Below are 22,665 nucleotides of genomic sequence, written 5' to 3' on the forward strand. Positions count from 1 at the left end.
CCCGTGACCCTCCCGCAGCACGTCGTGCCGTCCCTGGACGGGGTCACCGCCGGCGCGGTCGTCACGGTGGAGGGAGACGAGGCCCACCACGCCGTCGTCGTACGTCGCCTGCGGGTCGGTGAGCAGGTCACGCTGGCCGACGGGCTCGGCCTGGTCGCGACCGGCGAGGTCAGCGCGACGTCCAAGCGCTCCTTCGACGTGCGGGTGACCGCGGTCGACGTGGTGCCGCGGCCGAGCCCTGCTGTGACCGTCGTGCAGGCGCTCCCCAAGGGCGACCGCGGCGAGCTCGCCGTCGAGGTGCTCACCGAGATCGGCGTCGACCGGATCGTCCCGTGGGCGGCCTCCCGCAGCGTGGCGGTGTGGAAGGGCGAGCGGGCGGCCAGGTCGCACGCGAAGTGGCAGAGCACGGCACGCGAGGCGGCCAAGCAGGCCCGCCGGGCCTGGCACCCGGTCGTACCGCCGCTCGCCACCACCCCCGACGTCCGGGCCCTGGTCGGCGCCGCGGACCTCGCCGTGGTGCTGCACGAGGAGGCGACCGAGCCGATCGGCGCGCTCGCGGTCCCGGACGCCGGCGAGATCCTGGTCGTGGTCGGTCCCGAGGGCGGACTGACCGACGACGAGGTCTCCGGTCTCGTCGCGGCCGGTGCCGTCGCCGTCCGCCTCGGTGACGAGGTACTCCGCACCTCCACCGCCGGCGTCGCCGCCGTCGCCGCACTGCTGGCGCAGACGGAACGGTGGGGCGGGTAGGGCGGGTAAGGCCTAGCGCGCGAGCATCGCCTCGACCCGGGCGATCTCCTCGTCGAGCTCGGACTTCTCCGCCTTGGTGAGGTCGCGGTGCAGACGGTCCATCTCGACCCGGTCGTCGACGATCCGCCAGATGCCGGCCAGCCAGCCGTCGGCGAAGAGGGTGTTGCCGATGCCGCCGTTGGTGCCCATCCACGACTTCCGCGCCTCGGGGTCGGTGACCCGGTCGCGCGCGGCGTGCGACAACCAGACGTTGTCGTAGGTGCCGAGCAGCCGGACCGGTGCGGGCGCGTCCTCGTCGGCGATCGGCGCCCCGTCGACGTCGTAGAGCACCCGGCCGTCCTCGTCCTCGTGCTGGACCAGGTCGTCCATCCCTTTGACCACCGGACCGAGCCGGGTCACCGCCGACCAGGCCGTGACGTCGGCTGCCGTGGCCGGCCCGAAGGCCCGCAGGTACCGCCGCACCAGGTCCGGGACGTCCGGCTCGGCCATGGGCACGCCGGTCCAGCGGTCCACGTAGTCGTAGACCACGCCGCCCGGCTTCTTCCAGCAGCCGCGCGGTGGCAGCTGGGCGAGTGGCGCGATGCTGCGCGCGAGCTGACCGAGCTGGGTGGGCGGGTAGGGAAACCGTTCGGCCAGCCGGAGCCCGATCTCCTTCTGCGGGAGCGGACCCTCGGCGAGCACGTCCCGCAGCGCGGCCTCCGCGGCCGACCGCTCGATCTCGCGCGTATCGCCGACGGACTGGCTGACCCGGATCTCCTGCTCGATCCGCGGCGCCACCCACGGGCGCAGCACGGCGGCGTCCTCGGGCGCGAGCAGGTGGATGGTGCCGCGCATCGTCAGCAGCCGCACCAGCTGTCGCTGCTCGAGCAGCCGGCTGACGTCGTAGGGGTCGAGCTCGGTGAGCCGGGCCGCGAGGGAGAGGTACGGCGGCAGGTTCTCCTGGGCTTGCAGGCCGACGAGGTGGCGCACCATCTCCTCCGGCGACATCGCGACCCGCTCGAGGAGGTGCTGGCGTAGGAGCAGGGTGCGGTTGAGGCGCTGCCGGGTCAGACGCATACCCGGGACACTAGAGCAGGTCGTGGGACCTACAGGCGGCTCGTGCGTTGACAGGTCATGCGTACCCGGACCGTCGTCGCCGTCGCGGTGGTCGCCGGCACCGTCAGCCTCTCGGCCACGCCCGCCCTGGCGGATCGCACCGGTCCGGCGACCGCGCCGTCCGCCGCCGCACCGCGCTTCGACGAGTACGTCGCGCTCGGCGACTCCTGGTCCGCGGACGTGGTGTTCCTCGACGGCCAGGGGTTCCCGGACACGACCCACGTGCCGATCGACTGCGCCCAGTCCCACGTGAACTACCCCAAGCTGGTGGCCCGGGAGCTCGGCGTCCCCGTCCTCCGCGACGCCACCTGCGGCTCGGCGACGACCGAGCACTTCGCAGCGCCGCAGTCGCTGCCGCTCGGCGGCACCAACCCGCCGCAGTACGACCGGCTCACGCCGACCACGGACCTGGTGACCGTGGGCATCGGCGGCAACGACGCCGGCTTCGCCGGTGCCGCCATGGCGTGCATCAGCCTGCTCCCCATCGAGACGATCCCCATGGACGTGCTGCCGCTGCCGGACCTCCCGCTGCCCCTGATCTCGACGTCGACGCTGCCGGTCGGCGGGTGCAAGGCCTACTTCACCCGAGGCGGGATCGACCGGCTGGCGGTGGCGATCGCCCAGTCCGAGATCAAGCTGGTGCGCGCGTTCCGGCGGATCCACCGGCTGTCGCCGGACGCTCGCATCCTCGCGGTCAACTACCTGGCGGCGGTCCCGAAGCGCGGTTGCTGGCCGGTGGTACCGGTGACCAACCGGGACATGGCCTACCTCCACGACACGTTCCTCGAGCTGAACGCGATGGTCGCGCGGGCCGCCCGCCGCGGCGGCGCGGAGCTGGTGGACACCTACACCCCGACCCTCGGCCACGACATGTGCAAGGGCCCGACGGTGCGGTACGCCGAGGCCTACGGGCCGTCGGTCAACGACCTCGCCCTCGGCGTACCGGCCCACCCGAACTCAGCGGGCGCGCGCGCCCAGGCGCGAGCGGTGCTCGGCTACCTGCGCAGTCCGGTGGTCGAGTAGCCCGAGCCGCTAGGCGAGGGCGTATCGAGACCCCAACCGCGCCCGCTCGCCGTCGGGCTGTCATCTCACCGAGTCTCGATACGGCCTCGCGCCAGGGCGCTCGGCCTACTCGACCACCGGATCCCTACTCGACGACGATCGTCTTGGTGTCCTCGGTCGGACCCGGGCCCTCGCCGCCTGACGGGTCGTCGGTCATCGCCACGAAGGTGTACTCGCCGGGCTCGAGACCGCTCACGTCGACAGTGGCCTCCCAGGGGTAGAGGCCGTCGATGTAGCCCTCGGCCGTCGAGAATCCCTCGACGACGGTCGTGTCGGACTCGTCGCGGACCAGCCACGGCACGGTCGCCTCGAACGAGCTGGCCTCGCCGCTCGCCTCGAACGAACCACTCACCGTCGCGCCCTCTGCGGGGGAGGTGACGTTGACGAGACCGCGGGTCGAGAGCTCGTCCGCTGCTTCGATGCCGTCCTCGGCATCGATGCCGAACAGCAGGCCGGATGGCTCGACGACCACGGGCGCCTGCTCGCCCTCGACACCCTGCAGGGTGTAGACGAGCTGCTGGACGGCGAGCTTCGCCTCCAGCTTGCTCATTCCAACGGGCGTATTCCAGCCGTCGTCCTGCGTGGTGACCACGAATCGATCGCCGTCGAACTCGACGCTGGCGAACCCGCCACCGGGGAACAACGTCCGGTAGTCCGCGTCGAGAGTGTCGCCCGCCGTCATCAGCGCGACGGCCTCCTCGAGCGGGTTGTCGGCTTCGACGTCGCGCTGCTCGGCGAAGAGACGCGGACCTTGCGGGGTGTCGCCGACGAAGAACACGGGCACCGAGACGGTCTCGGCCGGCGGGGTGCTCGCCTCGGTCGCGGTCGGCTCGGACGTCGCGGTCGTGACGTCGGTCGGCGTCGGCTCGGAGGTCTCGGACGCGGGCGTCGAGGCGGGGTCGTCGGCGTTGCTGTCGGGCTCGTCGTCGTCGCCGCACCCCGAGAGGACGAGCGCGGTGATCGTCGCGGCGACGGCGAGGGGGAAGGCGTGACGCTTCATGATTTCGATCCTCTCGGTGGTGGACGGGTCAGCGGATGCTGATGGTCCGCGTGTCGCTGAATTCAGCGGGTGCGTCGGAGGTCTGCCCGACATCGAGGGCCGTGACCTCGAAGACGTACTCGCCGGGCGCGAGATCGCTGACGTCGATCTCCCCGGTCACCCAGCCGGGGGCGTGGAGGGTCGCCTGGGCGTCGGGACCCTCGACGTCGGCGGGCGTTGCGCGGCCCTGCCGCACGGAGTCGCCGTCCAGGGACAGGGTCCACTCGACCCGCCGGACGTTGGTCGACATGGTGCCGTTGGCGCTCAACGCGCCGTCCTCGACGAGGAGACCTTCGGAAGGGTCGGTGATGTTGACCGGAGCGGTGAGGGTGAAGCTCGTGTCGCGGGCGACCAACGTGCCGACGTCCAGGCCGAGCACCCGGCGGGCCGGTTCGTCGTCCAGCTCGAAGCTCACGGGGAGCCGATCGCCGAGCGCGGCTTCAGCGGTGTACACCGCCTGTTGCACGCCGAACCGGCCGTCGCCGGCTGCTCCCTCGAGAGCGTCCGTGGTGCCGAGCTCGACGACGACCCGGTCGTCCTCGATCCGGACCGTGTCGAACGACTCGGCGGGCCAGAGCGTGACGTAGTCGGGATCGCGCGGCTCCAGCGTGAGCCGCTGGAGGGCGGTGAGCACCTTCTGCTCGGGATCGTCCGTCGGAGTGACGGCCTGGAACTCGCGGAACAGCCGCGGACCCGTCGCGGTGTTGGAAACGAAGTAGAGGCCGGCAGCAGCGGTCGTCGGGTCGCTCGTCGACCCGCTCGTCGACGTGCTCGCGACCGGCGGCTCCTCGTCGCTGTCGGGGTCGCTGTTCACTCCGGCCACCACGACCGTCGCGACCACCACTGTTGCCGCGACCGCCCCGGCGCCGACGAGCAGCGGCGCCCACCGTCGCGAGGAGGTACGACGCGCGCGGGTGCGGCGTCGTACCTCTCCGAGGCCGTCGTGGGGCTGGACGTCGGAGACGGCGTCGTGCAGGAGCGCGCGCAGGCGCTCGTCGTCGCCCATGTCGTTGCCGGTCATTGGTCGGTCCTCAGGTCCGGGCCGAGCTCTTCGAGGATCGGCCGGAGGGCGGCGGAGCCGCGGGACGCGTGGCTCTTCACCGCGCCCCGGCTGATCCCGAGCGCGTCGGCGATCTCCGCCTCGGACAGGTCGAGGTAGTAGCGCAACGCGAGCACCTCGCGCTGACGCCGGGGGAGCTGCTGCAGCGCGTCGAGCACCATCCGGCGCCTGCTGTCGCCGAGCACCGGCTGGTCGGCGCCCGGCGCCGTCTCGGGCGCCTGCTGGCGGGCCAGGTAGCGACCGACCACGCCGCGGTGCCGCAGCGCCGAGCGGGAGCGGTTGACCACCGCCTGGCGGAGGTAGGCCAGCGCCTTGTGGTGGTCGGTCAGCCGGTCCCACCTCTGGTGCACCGCGACCAGCGCGTCCTGCACGATCTCCTCGGCCATGCCCTGGTCGCGCACCAGCAGCACCGACAACCTGACCAGCTGGTCCCAGTGCGCCAGGTAGAGCGCCTCGACGGCGCCGTCCGCGTCGGACGGCACTTCCGGGCGCGCCTCGGTCACGCCGAGTCCCCACGCGGAGGGCGGCGCGATCCGTGGAATCGCTGCATAACCGGTCACGCTAGTTCCACGCGCGTCCACGGCGACGGGTTGACGTCGGCGCGCCCCGATTTGGGAGGGTGGGCACGTGACTCTCCCCCAGAATTCAGCACCGCCAGATCCCGACTGCCTGTTCTGCAAGATCGCCGCCGGCGACATCGACGCGACCATCGTCCACGAGGCCGAGACGACGGTCGCGTTCCGCGACCTGAACCCTCAGGCGCCCACCCACGTCCTGGTGATCCCGCGCAGCCACTACCCGAACGCCGCGGCGCTGGCCGAGGCCGATCCCGCCACGGCCGCCCACCTCTTCGACGCCGCCCGCGAGATCGCCGCCGCCGAAGGGCTCGACGGCGCCGACGGCGGCTACCGGATGGTCCTCAACACCGGCCCCGCAGCCCACCAGACCGTCTTCCATGCCCACCTGCACCTGCTCGGCGGGCGCCAGATGACCTGGCCGCCTGGCTAGGTCAGAGCGCCTGGAGCACTCGCATCACGGCGAAGAGCACGGGCAGCCCGAACACGACGAGCAGGAACCACGCCGTGAGGCGGTGGTAGGTCTTCGCGCCGTCGAGAGAGCCGGCGAAGTCGAGCAGCGCGCCGTCCGGCACGTGGTGGGTCAGGCCGAGCCTGCGGGCGTCCTCGGGGAGGTGGTTGCCGGGGAACCACGACGGCTCGGCGTCGTCGACGAGCTCGACCGCGTCGTCGTCGTACTCCTCACCGGGCGCCATGCGCACACGGTACGCGCCCCTGTGTAGTTCCCGCGGGACTAAACGGAGTCGGCCTGCGCGTTGATCCGGCGTAACATTGCTGCTTCACGACCCAGCCCTGTCGCCGCACCAGAAAGGCCGCCCAGCTCGGGCAAGGATGACCAACTCACCGACGCACCCGACCCGTCACACCGTCGTGGTGCCCAACAGCATCGACATGGTCAGCCTGCTCGGCCCCGGCGACGAGCACCTCGGGATGATCGAGCGCGGCTTCGGCTGTGAGATCCATGTCCGCGGCAACCGGATCACGCTTGCCGGCGACCCGGGCGAGGTCGCCCTGGCCGAACGGCTGCTCGACGAGCTGGTCGCGATCATCCGCACCGGCCAGGGGGTGACCCCCGAGACCGTGGAGCGGGTGGCCGGCATGCTGCGCGCCGAGACCACCGAGCGGCCCGCCGACGTGCTCTCGCTCAACATCCTCAGCAACCGCGGCCGGTCGATCCGCCCGAAGACCCTCAACCAGAAGCGCTACGTCGACGCCATCGACAAGCACACGATCACCTTCGGCATCGGGCCCGCCGGCACCGGCAAGACCTACCTGGCGATGGCGAAGGCCGTCCAGGCGCTCCAGTCGAAGCAGGTCAACCGGATCATCCTGTCGCGGCCGGCCGTCGAGGCCGGGGAGAAGCTCGGCTTCCTGCCGGGCACGCTGAGCGAGAAGATCGATCCGTACCTGCGACCGCTCTACGACGCGCTCCACGACATGATCGACCCGGAGTCGATCCCCAAGCTTCTGGCCGCCGGCACCATCGAGGTCGCGCCGCTCGCCTACCTGCGCGGACGGTCGCTCAACGACTCGTTCATCGTGCTCGACGAGGCGCAGAACACCACGCCCGAGCAGATGAAGATGTTCCTGACGCGACTGGGCTTCGGCTCCCGGATCGTGGTCACCGGTGACGTCACCCAGGTCGACCTGCCGTCCGGCACCACCTCCGGCCTCCGGATCGTCGAGGACATCCTCGACGGCGTCGACGACCTCACCTTCGTCCGGCTGACCGCTCACGACGTGGTGCGGCACAAGCTGGTCGGCCGGATCGTCGAGGCCTACGACGAGTACGACGCGCGTGGCGAGGTCCACGCGGCCCCCGTGGCGCGACCCAAGCGCCGCGATGGATGATCCCCTCGTGAGCATCGAGGTCCTCGACGAGTCGGGCGCCGGCGTCGACGTCAAGCACCTGGCCCGGCTGAGCCGGTTCGTGATGGACCAGATGCGGGTGCACCCGCTCGCCGAGCTGTGCATCAAGGCCGTCGACGAGGCGACCATCGCCCAGCTCAACGCGCAGTGGATGGAGAAGGAAGGCCCCACCGACGTGCTCGCCTTCCCGATGGACGAGCTGCGACCCGGCCTGGTGACCGAGGAGCCCGAGGAAGGCGTCCTGGGCGACCTGGTCCTGTGCCCGGCGGTCGCCGAGCGGCAGGGCGAGACGGCGGGCCACGGCACCGTCGCCGAGCTGGAGCTGCTCACCGTCCACGGCATCCTCCACCTCCTCGGCTACGACCACGCGGAGCCGGAGGAGCACAAGGAGATGTTCGGTCTGCAGGACAAGCTGCTCGCCGAGTGGCGTGCCGCCGGCTCGTCGCAGGCCGGCTGACCGGGCCGAGGCACACCATGTCCACCGGCGACCTGTGGTTGCTCGTCACCGCGGCCGTCCTCGTGGTGCTCGCAGGGCTGTTTGCGGCCGCCGAGGCCGCCCTGGGTGGGTTCTCCCGCGCCCGGGCGGGCGAGCTCGCGAACGAGCCGCGTGCCGGCGCGGAGCGGCTGGTCGTCGTGCTCGATGACGCGCCGAGGTACCTCAACACCGCGCTGTTCGTCCGGATGCTCTGCGAGATCGCCGCGATCGTGCTGGTCACCATCCTGGTCACGGAGTACGTCGACCAGTCGTTCTGGGCGCAGGTCGGCATCGCGACCGGCGCCATGCTCGTCCTGTCGTTCGTGGTGGTCGGCGTCGCGCCGCGGACCCTCGGGCGGCAGCACGCCGACACCGTCGCATTGTGGTCCGCCTGGCCGCTCGGGGCGCTGACCCGGATCCTCGGGCCGTTCCCGCAGCTGCTGATCATGATCGGAAACGCGATCACGCCCGGCCGCGGGTTCCGCGAGGGACCGTTCTCCACCGAGACCGAGCTGCGCGAGCTGGTCGACATCGCCGAGGCGTCGGCGGTGATCGAGTCCGACGAGCGGAAGATGATCCACTCCGTCTTCGAGCTCGGCGACACGACCGTGCGCGAGGTGATGGTGCCCCGCGGCGACGTGGTCTACATCGAGACCTACAAGAACCTGCGGCAGACGATGTCGCTGTTCCTCCGCTCCGGCTTCTCCCGGGTGCCCGTGATCGGCGAGAACCTCGACGACGTCCAGGGGTTCGCCTACCTCAAGGACGTCGTCCGCCGCGACTTCGAGGCTCCGGACGTCGAGCTGACGCAACGGGTCGAGGAGATCATGCGGCCGGTCCTGTGGGTGCCGGACTCCAAGCCGGTCGACGACCTGCTGCGCGAGATGCAGGCACGGCGCCAGCACGTCGCCGTCGTCGTCGACGAGTACGGCGGCACCGCCGGGCTGATCACGATCGAGGACCTGCTCGAGGAGATCGTCGGCGAGATCACCGACGAGTACGACACGGAGGAGATCGACGTCGAGCACCTCGACGGGGGCGAGGTGCGGGTGTCGTCGCGCTACCCGATCGACGACCTCGACGAGCTGTTCGGCTTCGACGTCGAGGAGGAGGACGTCGACTCGATCGGCGGACTCATGGCCAAGCACCTCGGCAAGGTCCCGATCCCCGGCTCGGCGGTGGAGTGTCACGGACTGCGGTTCGAGGCCGAGCAGGCTTCCGGCCGCCGCAACCGGGTCGGCACGGTTCGGATCAGGAGGCTCACGCCCGACGAGGTGACGGCCGACGAGGTCGCTCATCGCTCGTCCCGGGACCATCGCGATAATCGCCCTCATGTCTGACTTCTCCGCCGAGGACAAGAAGCTCCTCACCCTTGCCCGTGCGACTCGAGCGCGGATCGGCGCGGCCGAGGGCGCAGCGGTGCGCGACACCGACGGCCGGACCTACGCCGCTGCCACCGTCGACCTTCCGTCGCTCCAGCTGACCGCGGTCCAGTGTTGCGTGGCGATGGCGGTCGCCGCGGGGTCCGCCGGCATCGACGCGGTCGTCGTGCTGGGTGCGTCGGGAGCGCTCGCCGACACCGACCGCGCGGTGCTCGGTGACTTCGCCGGCAGCGACGGCGTCGTCGCCCACCTGGGCGACCCGCGCGGGACGATCGCCGCGACCGTCACCGTGTGAGAACAGCCCGAAATGATGGCGACCCGCCCCTTATTTCAGGGGCGGGTCCGCCGCGCGGCGCCGTTGTCCAGCGGAGCGGATGTCGCGAGCAGGAACGAGACATCACGAGCCGGTCGAGGGCACTCGGCTGGGATCCTGACACGGCTCGGACGTGCGCGGGTAGGAATCGGCAGGATTTTGCCGTGCGCGTTGTCCCCGTCGCGCGGTAGTTTTCGACGCGTGGCAGACCGTGCCTGGGAAGAACATCTGCGCGCCGTCGAGCGGCTCGGGTCGTCGTACTCAGCCATCCCACCGGGTGACCCGGTCCGGTTGGCGAAGCAGACCACCAACCTGTTCCGCGCGCGTGCCGCGAGCACTGCCCCCGGACTCGACGTGAGCGGCCTGACCGGCGTCATCCAGGTCGACCCGGCTCCCGACCCTGCGTCCGGCGGTCCGCCGACCGCCGACGTCCAGGGCATGTGCACCTACGAGGACCTCGTCGACGCGACCCTGCCCCACGGGCTGATGCCGCAGGTGGTGCCGCAGCTGCGCACGATCACCCTCGGCGGCGCGGTCACCGGCCTCGGCATCGAGTCGACCAGCTTCCGTAACGGCCTCCCGCACGAGTCGGTGCTCGAGATGGATGTGTTCACCGGTGCGGGCGAGGTCGTCACGACCCGGCCGGGGGACGACCTGTTCGACGCCTTCCCCAACTCCTACGGCAGCCTCGGCTACGCCACCCGGCTCCGGATCGCGCTCGAGCGGGTGCCGTCGTACGTCGCGCTCCGTCACGTCCGCTTCGACGACCCCGGGCTGCTCGCCAAGACGATCGAGGAGATCACCCGGGCGAGGGAGCATGACGGCGGGCCGGTCGACGGTCTCGACGGGGTCGCGTTCGCGCCGGGGGAGTACTACCTCACGCTCGCGCGCTGGACGGACGACTCCCACCGCACCCCGTCCGACTACACCGGGCAGCAGATCTACTACCGGTCGATCCGGGACCGGCAGACCGACCTGCTCACCATCCACGACTACCTGTGGCGTTGGGACACCGACTGGTTCTGGTGCTCCGGTGCGTTCGGCGCCCAGCACCCGCTGCTGCGGAAGGTCTGGCCGGCCAGCAAGCGCCGCTCCGACGTCTACATGCGGCTGCTCAAGCTCGACCGCCAGTTCGCGATCGCCGACCGGCTCGACCGCCGGGCCGGGCGTCCGCTCCGCGAACGGGTCGTCCAGGACGTCGAGGTGCCGGTGGAGCGACTGGCCGAGTTCCTCGACTGGTTCGACGCCGAGGTCGGGATGCGACCGGTCTGGCTGTGCCCGCTGGTCTCGACAGGCTCGACCAGCGAAGGGAGGCCCTGGACGGCCTACCCGCTCGAGCCGGGCGCGACCTACGTCAACGTCGGGTTCTGGGGCACGGTCCACGTCGGACCCGACGCCGTCAACGCGCCGAAGAACCGGGCCATCGAGGCGAAGGTCCACGAGCTCGGTGGCCACAAGAGCCTCTACTCCGAGGCGTTCTACGACCCCGACACGTTTGACCGGCTCTACAACGGGCCGGCCCTCGCCGCAGTCAAGCGGCGCTACGACCCTGATGACCGTCTGACCTCTCTCTACGACAAGGCCGTGAGGAGCCACTGATGAGCCAGAGCACCGAGACCAGGACCAAGCTCTCGATCGCCGAGGCGTTCGACAGTCTGATGCGGGAGCCGCTCCCGCTCCGGATCACCGCGTACGACGGGAGTGCCGCCGGTCCGGAGGACGCGCCCTACCGCTTCCACGTCGCCACCGAGCGCGGGCTGAGCTACCTGATGAGCTCGCCGGACCCCGACCTGGCGCTGGGCCGGGCCTACGTGTCCGGCGACCTGCAGTTGTTCGGTGCGCACCCGGGCGACCCCTACGAGGCGCTCAAGGTCCTCAAGCACGGCATCAAGTTCCGCCGGCCGACCCCGGCCGAGCTGGTGACCCTGGTGCGCTCACTGGGCATCTCGCACCTGGTGCCCCCGCCGCCTCCGCCCGAGGAGGCGCCGTCGCGGGTCCGCCGGGTCTTCGAGGGCTTCCGGCACAGCCTGAGCCGCGACGCCGAGGCGATCAGCCACCACTACGACGTGTCCAACCGGTTCTACGAGATGGTGCTCGGGCCGTCGATGACCTACACGTGCGCGGTCTTCCCCCACGAGGGCGCGACGCTGGAGGAGGCACAGGCCGCCAAGTACGACCTGGTCGCCCGCAAGCTCGACCTCCGGTCCGGCCAGCGGCTGCTGGACCTCGGTTGCGGCTGGGGCGGCATGGTCCGTCATGCGGCCAGGGAGTACGGCGTGAAGGCGCTCGGCGTGACCTTGTCCCGGCAGCAGGCCGAGTGGGCGCAGGAGGAGATCAAGCGGCAGGGGCTCGACGACCTGGCCGAGGTGCGTCACCTCGACTACCGGCTGGTCGGCGAGGGTTCGTTCGACGCCGTGAGCTCGATCGGCCTCACCGAGCACATCGGGGTGCGCAACTACGCGTCGTACTTCGGCTTCGTCAAGGACAAGCTGAAGCCCGAGGGCCGGCTGCTCAACCACTGCATCACCCGCGCCAACAGCTACCAGTCGACGCGGACCGGGGAGTTCATCGACCGCTACGTCTTCCCGGACGGCGAGCTCGCCGCGCCGGGCCGGCTGGTGAGCGCGGTGCACGACGCGGGGTTCGAGGTCCACGACGTCGAGAACATCCGGGTCCACTACGCCCGGACGCTGGCCGGCTGGTGCGCGAACCTCGAGGCGAACTGGGACGAGTGCGTCGCGGAGGTCGGCGAGAACACCTGCCGCGTCTGGGGCCTCTACATGGCCGGCTCCCGGCTCGCTTTCGAGCGCAACGAGATCCAGCTGCACCACATCCTCGCCGCCAAGGTCACCGACGACGGCAGCAACGGGTTCCCCTTGCGCCCCACCTGGTAGTCCGTTCGAGGTAAAAAACCCGGGCACTTCTTCCATTCCGCTCCCGCCGGCCTTCGCCGGTGGCAAAGTCTGCCCATCGTCGGGGGTCACTTGCCGCGTCGCTCCGAGGAGTCGCGGTCTGAGGTTTGCGGGAGCTAAGAAGATGGCCGCTGCGCGCGCGTCAAAGGCTGGTCCGTTCGCCGTTCTCATGGCCTCCGCGGCTCTGGTGGTCTCGGCAGTGCCGAGTGTCAGCTGGGCCGATCCACCGCCGATGGGCAGCGCGTGCACGATCGAGGGCACAGCCGGCCCCGACGTGCTCAACGGCACGTCCGGCAGCGACGTCATCTGCGGCAAGGGCGGTGACGACACGCTCAAAGGCCTCGGAGGGGACGACCTGATCCTCGGCGGTTTCGGCGGCGACACCATCGACGGCGGATCGGGTGACGACGACGTGCGCGGCGGAGCGGGCGACGACACCCTCAACGGCGCGAGCGGCGAGGACACGATCTACGGGGACAACGACGACGACGACCTCCTGGGCGGGAACGACGACGACCTCATCGTCGGAGGACTCGGCGAGGACGACGTCCGGGGCAACAACGGCGCCGACCGGGTGTTCGGCCGGGAAGACGCCGACGTGGTCTACGGCGGCGACGGCGACGACGTACTGCGGGGCGGCTCCGGGAGCGACGACCACTTCGGGCAGGTCGGTGACGACACCATCTACGACCGCGACGGCGCGGGGAACGTCGACCACGCGAGCTGCGGCGACGGCACCGACGTCGCCCGGGTCGACTTCTACGACACCGTGAACGCCGATTGCGAGCGGCGCCGGAACCTCGACCGAGAAGACCCCGTCGCCGTGGACGATGCCGCGGCTGTCGACGAGGACGACCCGGCGACAACGGTCGACGTGCTCGCCAACGACACCGACGCCGACGGCGGTCCCATCACCATCGACTCGGTCACCCAGCCCGCCAACGGCACCGTGGTGATCACCAACGGTGGTGACGACCTCACGTACGTGCCGGACGCCGACTACTGCAACGACGGCTCGCCGACCGACGACTTCACCTACACCCTCGCGCCGGGCGGGGACTCCGCGACCGTCGCGATGACCGTCAACTGCGTGGCCGACGTCCCGGTCGCGGAGGACGACACCGAGACCGTCGACGAGGACGACCCCGCAACGACGTTCGACGTCCTCGCCAACGACGACGACGAGGGCCAGGTCATCCAGGTCACCGCGGTCACCCAGCCGACGAACGGCACGGTCGTGATCACGAACGCCGGCGCCGACCTGACCTACCAGCCGAATGCGAACTACTGCAACGACCCGCCCGGCACTGCGACCGACGACTTCTCCTACACGATCACGGACGGTGACACCGCGACCGTCGAGGTGACCGTGACCTGCTTCGACGACACGGCGGACGCCGTGGACGACACCGCGACGGTCGGTGAGGACGACACCGCGACCACGGTCGACGTCCTCGCGAACGACGGCGACGCCGAGGGCGACGCGTTCTCGATCACCGATGTCACCCAGCCGACGAACGGCACGGTCGTGATCACGAACGCTGGTGCCGACCTGACCTACGAGCCTGACCAGAACTACTGCAACGACGGCGTCACCACCGACGACTTCACCTACACGATCACGGACGGTGACACCGCGACCGTCGAGGTCACCGTGACCTGTGTGAGCGATCCCGCGGTAGCGGCCGACGACGACAAGACCGTGGCCGAGGACGACCCGGCGACGACCATCGACGTGCTCGCCAACGACACCGAGGGCGACACCGGCACCATGTCGATCGCCTCGGTGACCCAGCCGACCAACGGCACGGTGGTGATCACCAACGCGGGCGCCGACCTTACCTACGAACCCAATGACAACTACTGCAACGACCCGCCCAGCACGACGCCGGACACGTTCACCTACACGCTGACGCCGGACGGCGACACGGCAACGGTCTCGGTGACGGTCACCTGTGTGAACGACGCCCCGGTGGCGGACGACGAGTCCTACACCGGTGCGAACGCCGCCGTCGGCAACACCGTCCTCGTCCACAACGACCCGACCGACGGTGCCCCGAGCGAACCCGGGCCCAAGAAGTCGATCACGGGTGACCTGCTCGCGGGCGACGTCGACGTCGACAGCGCCGGACCGCTCACGATCACCGCCGAGACGGTGAACAGCGCCGACGGCGGCACCGCGGTCATCGAGGCCGACGGCGACTTCGTCTACACCCCGAAGGCGGGCACCAGCTGCACCGACCACTCCGACTCGTTCGACTACACCGTCTCGGACGGCGACGGCGGCTCGGACACGGGCACCGTGACGATCGAGACCAACGGCTGCGTCTGGTACGTCGACAACGACGACCCGACCGGCAACGCGGGCACGTCCACCGCGCCGTTCGACACCTTGGCGCAGGCCGAGACCGCCTCCGCAGCCAACGACACCATCTACCTCTACGACGGCGACAACACCACCACCGGCTACGGCGCGGGGATCACGCTGAAGCTCAACCAGCGGCTGCTCGGCGAGGTCTCCGACCTGGTGGTCGGAGCCGACACCCTGGCCACGGGTGTGCCCGGCAACCGGCCCACGATCACCGCGAGCGGAGCCGACGTCGTCACCCTGGCCGCAGGGAACACCGTCCAGGGCCTCGAGCTCGATCCGTCGGGCGCCGGCGGCGGCATCGCCGGCGGACCCGGGGACGTCGGCGGCACGATCGCCGACGTGCGGATCGTCGACGCCGGGACGGCCGGCACCCAGCCGGGTCTCGAGCTCGACAGCACCTCCGGGACGTTCAACGTCTCCGACCTCACGGTCAGCACCTCGGGTGCCACCGGCGTCCTCACCGCCAACGCGGGCACCGTGAGCTTCGCCGCCACGGGCACCATCTCGGTCACGACCACCGGCGCCAAGGCGGTCAACCTGAACGGCACCAACCTCGGCACCAGCGTGTTCGACACGGTCACCTCCAGCGCGTCCGGCGCCGGTGGTGCCTCAGCGACCAACACGACCGGGACCGTCACCTTCGCGAGCATGAACCTCACGACGACGTCGGGCAGCACGCCCGCGTTCGCTCTCAGCAACGCGGCGGGCGTGACCGTGACCACAGCGAGCGCCACCGCGACGGGGGGACCCGCCGTGGACGTCGTGAACGCACCAGGTGCCTTCCTGAACTTCACCTCCGTCACCTCCACCAACAGCACCAACGACGGTGTCAACCTCGACGGACTGACGACGGGCACGTTCTCCGCGAGCGGCGGCAACCTCTCCGGTGCTGCCGGAATCGCGTTCGACCTGAACGGCGGTTCGGGCACCGTCCTCTACCCCGGCAACCTCAACGACGGCACGGGTGCGACCGCCGAGGTTACCGGCCGCACCGGAGGCTCGGTCAGCTTCGGAGGAACCGTTGCCGACTCCAACGACGCGGGTGGCGGCATCACCCTCTCCGGCAACACCGGGGGTTCGACGAACTTCACCGGCACCACGAAGACACTGAACACGGGCGCGTCCAACGCGGTGTCGATGACGAGCAGCGACGGGCACACCCTGTCCTTCGTCGGTGGTTCGCTGGACATCGACACGACCAGCGGGCGCGGCTTCAACGCCGATGCCAGCGGCACGGTCACCGTCACCGGGTCGAGCAACACCATCGACAGCACGACCGGTCGGGCGCTGAGCGTCGTGACGACCGACATCGGGGCTGCCGACCTCACCTTCCAGCGGATCTCGGCCAACGGCGGCAGCCAGGGCATCGTGCTCGATACCACAGGCACTGCCGGCAACCTGGTCGTCACCGGCACCGGCGGGACCTGCACCATTGCCGACGCGACGGGCTGCTCCGGCGGCACGATCGCTGGAATGACGGGTTCCGACGACGCTGGCGTGGTCCCGGCGGGCACCGCCATCGTGCTGCGGAACACTTCCGCGCCGTCCTTCACGCGGATCCGGATCAACGGCGCGACCAACTACGGCATCCGCGGTATCGGTGTCAACGGCCTCACCCTGGCCGACAGCGTCGTCCACGGAACCCTCGGCACCAGCGACCTGACGGCCAACAAGGACGGCGGCCTGCGGTTCGAGGAGCTGACCGGAACCGTCAACGTCACGAACGTCCCCGTCAGTGGCGGCTACTTCACCAACATCATGGTGGACAACACGACAGGCGCCCTCGACGCGACGTTCGACAACGTGGACAGCCTCTCGCTGGACAACACCGGCGGCGACGACGCTGTGCAGTTCGAGGGCATCGGGACCGCCGACATGGACGTCGAGTACAAGAACAGCCAGATCACCGATGCGAGCGGCGACCTGTTCCAGTACATCGGCGACGGCACGGGCGGTGGCGACCTGGATCTGACCGGGAACGCGTTCACCAACAACGAGCCCACCATCAACACTGGCGGTGGCGGCATCGCGCTCGTCGCTGGCGCGAAGGGCGCCGCGACGATGGACGTCCTCAGCAACACGATGCGCGATTCGAAGACGAACATGCTCACGATCATCAAGAGCCGGGATGACGCGGCCGGGACGAACAATCTCGTCGCCACCATCAGCAACAACACGATCGGTGCCGCTGCGGACGCGAACTCGGGTTCCCTCGAGGGCGACGGCATGGAGATCACGACGTTCGGAGACGGCAACGCCACGTTCACCGTTACCAACAACCAGGTCCGGCAGTACAACTCCAGCGGGATCCAGTTCGTTGCCGGCGGCGGCGTCGCCGAGAGCGGTCAGTTCAACCTCAAGGTCAGCGGTAACACTCTCGCCAACCCCGGCACCACCCCGCTGATCACCCTGCTCCAGGGCATCCGCGTCGACAGCGGTGTCGACGCCGCCGACACGTTCGCGACGTGTGTCGACTTCGACGCGAACTCGATCACCGGGTCGAGCGATGCCGCCGACAAGGACTTCCGGCTGGTCGCCAGCCAGAACACAACGCTCCGGCAGCCCGGCTATGCGGGAGGTGCCACGGACGGCGCCGCGTTCGCGACCTACGCCGAATCGCTGATCGGAGGTGGCGCGCAGGGCACTGCCGCCGCCAACGCGCCCGCGACCTTCTCCGGAGGTGGAACCACATGTCCCTGACCAACCTGGGTCGAGCCGAAGGAGCACAGGACTGATGTCAGAGCCGTTCCTGTCGGAGATCAAGCTGTTCGCGTTCAACCATGTGCCCAAGGGCTGGGCCATGTGCAACGGCCAGTTCCTGCCGATCAACCAGAACCAGGCGCTGTTCGCCCTGCTCGGCACGCGGTACGGCGGCAACGGGGTGACCACCTTCGCGCTGCCCGACCTGCGCGGCCGGGTGCCGATCCACTTCGGTGGCGGCCACAACCTGGGCGAGGCCGCCGGCAGCGAGTCGGTCACCATCACCCACCAGACGATGCCCGCCCACCTCCACGTCATGAACGGCTCGACGGTGGCGAGCGGCGGCAACGACAACCCGACCGGTCGCTTCCTGGGCAGCGCGAGCAACCTGTACCACACGCCGGCCAGCCTGACGACGATGAACCCCGGGACGATCGGCAACGCGGGCGGCAGCCAGCCGCACCAGAACATGCAGCCTCACATGGCACTGACGTTCGGGATCGCGCTCCAGGGCATCTTCCCGAGCCAGAACTGAGGAGAGCGACGTGGCACCTTACATCGGCGAGATCCGGATGTTCGGAGGGAACTTCGAGCCCAACGGATGGCGGTTCTGCAACGGTCGGGCGATGTCGATCGCGGAGAACGACATCCTCTTCCAGTTGATCGGCGACAGGTACGGCGGCGACGGCGTGACCACGTTCAACCTGCCTGACCTGCGCGGGCGCGTCCCGATCCACCAGGGCGCCAGGCCGGGAGGATCGACGTACATCCTCGGCCAGACCGGCGGCGTGGAGGAGGTCACCCTCACGATCAACCAGATCCCGATCCACACCCATCCCGCGGTCGGCGCCGCTGTGACCGGCGACCAGACGAGTCTCAACAACGCGCTCCCGGCCAACTCGGTGACGATCACGCCGTACCTCAACACCGCACCGGACGCCGCGTTCAACCCGGCCGCCGTCAATCCCACGGGAGGGTCCCAGCCGCACGAGAACCGGCAGCCCTTCCTCTGCATCAACTTCATCATCTCGCTGTTCGGGGTCTACCCGAGCCAGACCTGAGGACTCAAGGAGCACCATGTCCGACCAGTTCCTGGCCGAGATCCGCATCTTCACGGCCAACTTCCCGCCGACCGGCTGGGCGTACTGCAACGGCCAGCTGATGCCGATCTCCCAGAACACGGCTCTCTTCGCCCTGCTCGGCACGACGTACGGCGGCGACGGCAAGTCGACCTTCGCCCTGCCCAACCTGATGAACAACGCGCCGATGCAGCCCGGTCAAGACATACCGGGCCTCAGCAACTACGACCTGGGGCAGGAAGGCGGCGTCGAGTTCGTCACCCTGTTGGAGAGCGAGATGCCCGCCCACGCGCACTCGATGAACGGCGCGTCCCAGGACCCGGCGCTCGCCAAGGCAGTCAACCCGGCCGCGTCGTGGGCACTGAGCCAGGGCGGCGGCATCTACCAGGACACCCAGAACACCCAGCTGTCCCCGCAGGCGCTCTCGATCGCGGGCGGCAGCCTGCCCCACAACAACCTGCAGCCCTACCTGACCCTGAACTTCTGCATCGCGCTGCAGGGGATCTTCCCGTCGAGGTGGTCGTGACCGTGACTGCCCTGACCCTGCCCGCCCAGGTCGTTCTGCGTCCCGTCACCGGCGACGACCACGAGTTCCTCGTCGGGCTCTACGCGTCGACCCGCGCCGACCTGGCGCTGCTGCCGCTCGACGAGGAGCAGCGTGACGACCTCGTACGGATGCAGTTCCATGCCCAGGACCTTCACTACCGTCAGACCAGCCCGAACGGCAGCTTCGACCTGGTCGAGATCGACGGCAAGCCGGTCGGGCGCCTCTACGTCGATCGGACCGTCGGCGACATCCGGATCATCGACGTCAGCCTGCTGCCCAGCCTGCGCGCCGCGGGGATCGGGAGCGCCCTGATCCGGGCCGTGCAGGACGAGGCGGCCGCGACCGACCGGACCGTGAGCCTGCACGTGGCGATGGGCAACCGGGCCGAGGTGCTGTACGAGCGCCTCGGGTTCCGGCTGTCCGCCGACCTCGGCGTCTACCGGCTCCTCGAGTGGCGGGCGCCGTGATCATCCGAAGCGACGGCTCAGGCGAACGCAGCCTCGAAACGCGGACCGTCGGCGTCCGGTTCGATCGGCACCAGGAACAGCGCGAGCTCGCCCATCCGGTCGTGCTCGAGCTCCCAGGTGCCCTGGCTCAGCTGGTGGCCGGACGGACTGCGGAAGATCAGCGAGAACTGCTGGCGCTCCGCGCCGTCGGGACCCGTACCGCTGGGCTCGGCGCCGGCTGTCACCTCGCTCAGGACCAGGGTGAGGTGGTCCGCGTCGGGGACGCGCACCCGGAACTCGTCTCCGACACGGTCGGCGAAGTCGTCGTACGTGAACCACGCGGTCTCGGCCACGCGCCGATGCTATCCGGACCGCCGCACCTCAGGAGGAACCCATGACCGACGTCTCTCGCCGCAGCCTGATCGGAGCCGGTGCTGCCGCGCTCGCCGCGGGCGCCCTGGGCGTCGGTCCGCCTACCGTCGCCCACGCCGCCGACCCGTCGTACACCTCGGCGGCGAGCCTCTACCGGCGGTCGCGGTTCGCAGTGCTCCGCGGCAGGGGTTTCGCCATCTCGGCGGGCGGGGCGCGGTTCCGCGTCCGACTCACCGGGGTCGCCGACCTTCCGGAGGAGGCGGCGGGCTCCGAGACCAGCTTCCGGCTGACCTTCACGTCGCGTTCGCCCGGTCCGGAGCAGGGCACCTACGCGCTGCGCCGCGACGGCTTCGCGAAGACCTCCGTGTTCCTCGTGCCCGATGCCGGCCGGCGGACCTACACGGCGGTCGTCCACTCAGCCTGAGACGGCCGCCGCCTCGATCCGCACCGGCACGCCGTTGAGGTGTGCCATCCCGGACGCGCGCTCGAGGTCCGCCGCCTCGGCCGGGAGCACCTCGTTGACGTTGGCGCCGCCCGCGGCGTTGGCGATCTGCCAGCCGCCGTCGAGATGACCCCAGCCGTGCGGGACCGCGATGCAGCCCTGCACCACCTCGTCGGTCACCCGGGCCGGGACCTCGATCGAACCCTTGGCCGTTCTCACCCGCACCAGCTCGCCGTCGGACAGGCCGATGTCGGCGGCGTCCTTCGGATGGACCATCGCCCATTGCCGGCGCTCGGGGTCACGATGCTTGGGGGTGTTGTGCATCCACGAGTTGTGGGAGCGCACGTCGCGGCGGCCGATGAGCAGGAGCGGGTAGTCGACGTCGGGCGGCGGGCTGCCGAGCAGCCGGTCGAGCTCGCGCTCGATCACGTCGCCGTCGAGGCGGACGTGGTGACCTCGGTGGAACACCCGTCGCCTCAACATCCCGCCCTCGAGGTGCTCGGCGAGCACGACGCCGCGCGGGTTGGCCTTCAGCTTCTTGAGCGACAGGCCGCCGCGGCGCAGCCCGAACCGGTCGCCGTCACGGCCGGTGCGGATCAGCAGGTCGATCAGCAGCGCCGGAGTGACCCGTCCGGCAGCCGGCGCGAAGGCGCGCAGAGCGAGCCGTCCCAGCCTTCCGGTCCCCACGAGCTTGGTGGCCAGTCCGGAGACAGCGGCGAACCCGAGCTCGCGAGCGAGGTCGTCGATGATCTCCCAGTCCGGTCGCGCCTCGCCCCGCGGCGGCACGACCGCCTCGGTCCACTGGACGAACGGCTTGAGGTGGAAGTCGAGCGCGGCGATGACCAGGTCGTCGCGCTCGAGGAAGGTGGCGGCCGGCAGCACGTAGTCGGCGTGCTTGTGCGTCTCGTTGAGATACAGGTCGATGCCGACCTGGAGGTCGAGCTTGCCGAGTGCCCGCTCCAGTCCGGTGCTGCCGGGCACCGAGAGCACCGGGTTGCCGGCCGAGACGATGAGGGCCCGCAGCTGCCCCTTGCCGGGCGTCTCTATCTCCGCGGCCATGAGCGGAGCGGGCAGCTGACCGATCACCTCCGGCAGGTCGCCGACGCGCGAGCGGTAGGTGTCATAGGTGTCGACGCCCGCCAGGTGGGCGATGCGGGTCAGGTCGACGGTGCCCCGGCCGAAGAGGAGGCCGCCCTCCTTGTCGAGGTTGCCCGTGACGATGGTGAGCGCGTCGATCAGGTAGTTGACCAGCGTCGCGTGGGCGCCCAGGCAGGCTCCGGTCCGCCCGTGCGCAGCAGCGGTGGGAGCGGTCGCGAAGGCACGGGCGAGCCCGCGGATGTCGGCAGCGGGTACGCCGCACCGCGGCTCGGCCAGCTCCGGTGGGCACCGGTCGGCCGCCGCGCGCAGCGCCTCGTTGCCGGTGGTCTGCGCGGCGATCGCCGCTTCGTCGGCGAGCCCCTCGGTGAAGATCACGTGGAGCATCGCGAGCAGCAGCCAGGCATCGCCGTCGGGACGGACGGCGACGTGCTCGAAGGCGTTGGCCGTCTCGGTCCGGCGCGGGTCGACCACGACGACGCGACCGCCGCGGGCGACGATCTCGGTGAACCGCTCGCGCAGGTTGCCGGCACTGATCAGGCTGCCCCGGGAGACGAGGGGGTTGGTGCCGATCAGGAGCAGGAAGTCGGTGCGGTCGAGGTCGGGCACCGGCACGACCACGGGGGAGCCGTAGAGGAGGGCGGACGCGACGAACCGGCTGGACGTGTCCTGGGTGTTGGGCGTGTAGAGGTGGCGCGAGCCGATGCCGCGGAGGAACCAGCCCAGCCAGAGGGCGTGGGAGTGGCTGAACGCGGTCGGGTTGCCGCCGTACCAACCGATCGACTCGCCGCCGTGCTCGCGGCGGATCTCGCGCAGCCGGGCACCGATCTCGCTGAGAGCGGTCTCCCAGGAGATCTGCTCGAACCCGCCGTCCGGGCGCCGCCGCAACGGGTGGAGCACGCGGTCCTGGTCGTTCTGGACGTGCACGAACTCGAGACCCTTGGGACAGGAGAAACCGGCCGTGATCGGGTGCTCCTTGTCCGGCCGGAGCTTGATGAGACGTCCGTCCTCGACCGTGGCGATCAGGCCGCAGGTCGGCTCGCAGATCCGGCAGAACGTCGGCTGTTCGGCGGGGAGCACCCGT

Annotated in this window: 22 protein-coding genes; 15 read left to right on the forward strand and 7 right to left on the reverse strand. The window is 70.3% G+C overall.

Annotated elements, in window-relative coordinates:
• Positions 1–3: 3 nt before the first annotated feature.
• Complete coding sequence (locus SHK19_RS08200) at positions 4–747, forward strand: 16S rRNA (uracil(1498)-N(3))-methyltransferase (protein ID WP_322938350.1); 744 nt, start codon at positions 4–6, stop codon at positions 745–747.
• A gap of 12 nt (positions 748–759) precedes the next feature.
• Here SHK19_RS08200 and SHK19_RS08205 read toward each other — a convergent pair whose 3' ends face one another.
• Positions 760–1,803: a winged helix DNA-binding domain-containing protein gene (locus SHK19_RS08205; RefSeq protein WP_322938351.1), complete on the reverse strand. Its 1,044-nt coding sequence runs from the start codon at positions 1,801–1,803 to the stop codon at positions 760–762.
• Positions 1,804–1,860: 57 nt separating this feature from the next.
• Between SHK19_RS08205 and SHK19_RS08210 the strand changes: the two genes are divergently transcribed.
• The gene (locus SHK19_RS08210; RefSeq protein ID WP_322458090.1) at positions 1,861–2,865 is read left to right on the forward strand and encodes an SGNH/GDSL hydrolase family protein; all 1,005 of its coding nucleotides are present in this window, start codon (positions 1,861–1,863) and stop codon (positions 2,863–2,865) included.
• A 124-nt stretch (positions 2,866–2,989) separates the two neighbouring features.
• On the opposite strand, the gene SHK19_RS08215 is transcribed toward SHK19_RS08210, so the two are convergent.
• From SHK19_RS08215 to SHK19_RS08225, 3 genes are read right to left on the reverse strand one after another with little or no spacing between them, the layout of a single operon-like run.
• A complete protein-coding gene (locus SHK19_RS08215) occupies positions 2,990–3,904 on the reverse strand; it encodes a Gmad2 immunoglobulin-like domain-containing protein (RefSeq protein ID WP_322458091.1) in 915 nt (304 codons plus the stop codon).
• Positions 3,905–3,932: 28 nt separating this feature from the next.
• Positions 3,933–4,964 carry a GerMN domain-containing protein gene (locus tag SHK19_RS08220; protein ID WP_322938352.1) on the reverse strand — a complete coding sequence of 344 codons (1,032 nt, stop codon included), beginning with the start codon at positions 4,962–4,964 and terminating at the stop codon, positions 3,933–3,935.
• The gene (locus SHK19_RS08225; RefSeq protein WP_322938353.1) at positions 4,961–5,563 is read right to left on the reverse strand and encodes a SigE family RNA polymerase sigma factor; all 603 of its coding nucleotides are present in this window, start codon (positions 5,561–5,563) and stop codon (positions 4,961–4,963) included. The genes SHK19_RS08220 and SHK19_RS08225 overlap by 4 nt, the downstream gene beginning before the upstream one ends.
• Positions 5,564–5,630: 67 nt before the next feature.
• Here SHK19_RS08225 and SHK19_RS08230 point away from each other — a divergent pair, with 67 nt between their 5' ends.
• Positions 5,631–6,011, forward strand: coding sequence for a histidine triad nucleotide-binding protein (locus tag SHK19_RS08230; protein WP_322938354.1), 381 nt, complete (start codon positions 5,631–5,633; stop codon positions 6,009–6,011).
• A 1-nt stretch (position 6,012) separates the two neighbouring features.
• Here the strand turns inward: SHK19_RS08230 and SHK19_RS08235 are convergent, their stop codons facing one another.
• Positions 6,013–6,273, reverse strand: coding sequence for a hypothetical protein (locus SHK19_RS08235; RefSeq protein WP_322458095.1), 261 nt, complete (start codon positions 6,271–6,273; stop codon positions 6,013–6,015).
• A gap of 136 nt (positions 6,274–6,409) precedes the next feature.
• Between SHK19_RS08235 and SHK19_RS08240 the strand changes: the two genes are divergently transcribed.
• From SHK19_RS08240 to SHK19_RS08290, 11 genes are all read left to right on the forward strand, one after another.
• The gene (locus SHK19_RS08240) at positions 6,410–7,429 is read left to right on the forward strand and encodes a PhoH family protein (protein WP_322458096.1); all 1,020 of its coding nucleotides are present in this window, start codon (positions 6,410–6,412) and stop codon (positions 7,427–7,429) included.
• 7 nt (positions 7,430–7,436) lie between these two features.
• The gene (gene ybeY, locus SHK19_RS08245; protein WP_322458097.1) at positions 7,437–7,904 is read left to right on the forward strand and encodes an rRNA maturation RNase YbeY; all 468 of its coding nucleotides are present in this window, start codon (positions 7,437–7,439) and stop codon (positions 7,902–7,904) included.
• A gap of 17 nt (positions 7,905–7,921) precedes the next feature.
• A complete protein-coding gene (locus SHK19_RS08250) occupies positions 7,922–9,262 on the forward strand; it encodes a hemolysin family protein (protein WP_322938355.1) in 1,341 nt (446 codons plus the stop codon).
• On the forward strand, positions 9,255–9,599 hold the full coding sequence (locus tag SHK19_RS08255; protein ID WP_322938356.1) for a cytidine deaminase: 345 nt from the start codon (positions 9,255–9,257) through the stop codon (positions 9,597–9,599). Before SHK19_RS08250 ends, SHK19_RS08255 begins: the two co-directional genes overlap by 8 nt.
• 219 nt (positions 9,600–9,818) lie before the next feature.
• Positions 9,819–11,216 (forward strand): FAD-binding oxidoreductase, encoded by a 1,398-nt coding sequence (locus tag SHK19_RS08260; protein ID WP_322938357.1) that lies wholly within the window; start codon positions 9,819–9,821, stop codon positions 11,214–11,216.
• Entirely contained in the window at positions 11,216–12,511 is a 1,296-nt protein-coding gene (locus tag SHK19_RS08265) for a cyclopropane-fatty-acyl-phospholipid synthase family protein (RefSeq protein WP_322458101.1), read from the forward strand. Before SHK19_RS08260 ends, SHK19_RS08265 begins: the two co-directional genes overlap by 1 nt.
• 187 nt (positions 12,512–12,698) lie before the next feature.
• The gene (locus SHK19_RS08270) at positions 12,699–17,600 is read left to right on the forward strand and encodes a beta strand repeat-containing protein (RefSeq protein ID WP_322938358.1); all 4,902 of its coding nucleotides are present in this window, start codon (positions 12,699–12,701) and stop codon (positions 17,598–17,600) included.
• A gap of 34 nt (positions 17,601–17,634) precedes the next feature.
• Positions 17,635–18,135, forward strand: coding sequence for a phage tail protein (locus SHK19_RS08275; protein ID WP_322458103.1), 501 nt, complete (start codon positions 17,635–17,637; stop codon positions 18,133–18,135).
• 10 nt (positions 18,136–18,145) lie between these two features.
• A complete protein-coding gene (locus tag SHK19_RS08280; protein ID WP_322458104.1) occupies positions 18,146–18,661 on the forward strand; it encodes a phage tail protein in 516 nt (171 codons plus the stop codon).
• A 16-nt stretch (positions 18,662–18,677) separates the two neighbouring features.
• Positions 18,678–19,205, forward strand: coding sequence for a phage tail protein (locus SHK19_RS08285; RefSeq protein WP_322458105.1), 528 nt, complete (start codon positions 18,678–18,680; stop codon positions 19,203–19,205).
• Between the two features lie 2 nt (positions 19,206–19,207).
• Entirely contained in the window at positions 19,208–19,693 is a 486-nt protein-coding gene (locus SHK19_RS08290) for a GNAT family N-acetyltransferase (protein ID WP_322458106.1), read from the forward strand.
• A gap of 17 nt (positions 19,694–19,710) precedes the next feature.
• Here the strand turns inward: SHK19_RS08290 and SHK19_RS08295 are convergent, their stop codons facing one another.
• Complete coding sequence (locus SHK19_RS08295; RefSeq protein ID WP_322458107.1) at positions 19,711–20,025, reverse strand: DUF6916 family protein; 315 nt, start codon at positions 20,023–20,025, stop codon at positions 19,711–19,713.
• 41 nt (positions 20,026–20,066) lie between these two features.
• On the opposite strand from SHK19_RS08295, the gene SHK19_RS08300 reads away from it, so the two are divergent.
• Complete coding sequence (locus SHK19_RS08300) at positions 20,067–20,468, forward strand: DUF6916 family protein (RefSeq protein ID WP_322938359.1); 402 nt, start codon at positions 20,067–20,069, stop codon at positions 20,466–20,468.
• Here the strand turns inward: SHK19_RS08300 and SHK19_RS08305 are convergent.
• Entirely contained in the window at positions 20,460–22,661 is a 2,202-nt protein-coding gene (locus SHK19_RS08305) for a molybdopterin-containing oxidoreductase family protein (RefSeq protein ID WP_322938360.1), read from the reverse strand. The genes SHK19_RS08300 and SHK19_RS08305 overlap by 9 nt on opposite strands.
• Positions 22,662–22,665 lie beyond the last annotated feature (4 nt).

Source organism: Nocardioides bizhenqiangii, assembly GCF_034661235.1.
Taxonomy (GTDB): Bacteria; Actinomycetota; Actinomycetes; order Propionibacteriales; family Nocardioidaceae; genus Nocardioides; species Nocardioides bizhenqiangii.

Coding starts and splice junctions, on each gene's coding strand:
- SHK19_RS08205 (WP_322938351.1), bottom strand. CDS start 1,803: ATGCGTCTGACCCGGCAGCGCCTCAACCGCACCCTGCTCCTACGCCAG.
- SHK19_RS08210 (WP_322458090.1), top strand. CDS start 1,861: ATGCGTACCCGGACCGTCGTCGCCGTCGCGGTGGTCGCCGGCACCGTC.
- SHK19_RS08215 (WP_322458091.1), bottom strand. CDS start 3,904: ATGAAGCGTCACGCCTTCCCCCTCGCCGTCGCCGCGACGATCACCGCG.
- SHK19_RS08220 (WP_322938352.1), bottom strand. CDS start 4,964: ATGACCGGCAACGACATGGGCGACGACGAGCGCCTGCGCGCGCTCCTG.
- SHK19_RS08235 (WP_322458095.1), bottom strand. CDS start 6,273: ATGGCGCCCGGTGAGGAGTACGACGACGACGCGGTCGAGCTCGTCGAC.
- SHK19_RS08240 (WP_322458096.1), top strand. CDS start 6,410: ATGACCAACTCACCGACGCACCCGACCCGTCACACCGTCGTGGTGCCC.
- SHK19_RS08250 (WP_322938355.1), top strand. CDS start 7,922: ATGTCCACCGGCGACCTGTGGTTGCTCGTCACCGCGGCCGTCCTCGTG.
- SHK19_RS08255 (WP_322938356.1), top strand. CDS start 9,255: ATGTCTGACTTCTCCGCCGAGGACAAGAAGCTCCTCACCCTTGCCCGT.
- SHK19_RS08265 (WP_322458101.1), top strand. CDS start 11,216: ATGAGCCAGAGCACCGAGACCAGGACCAAGCTCTCGATCGCCGAGGCG.
- SHK19_RS08270 (WP_322938358.1), top strand. CDS start 12,699: ATGGCCTCCGCGGCTCTGGTGGTCTCGGCAGTGCCGAGTGTCAGCTGG.
- SHK19_RS08275 (WP_322458103.1), top strand. CDS start 17,635: ATGTCAGAGCCGTTCCTGTCGGAGATCAAGCTGTTCGCGTTCAACCAT.
- SHK19_RS08285 (WP_322458105.1), top strand. CDS start 18,678: ATGTCCGACCAGTTCCTGGCCGAGATCCGCATCTTCACGGCCAACTTC.
- SHK19_RS08300 (WP_322938359.1), top strand. CDS start 20,067: ATGACCGACGTCTCTCGCCGCAGCCTGATCGGAGCCGGTGCTGCCGCG.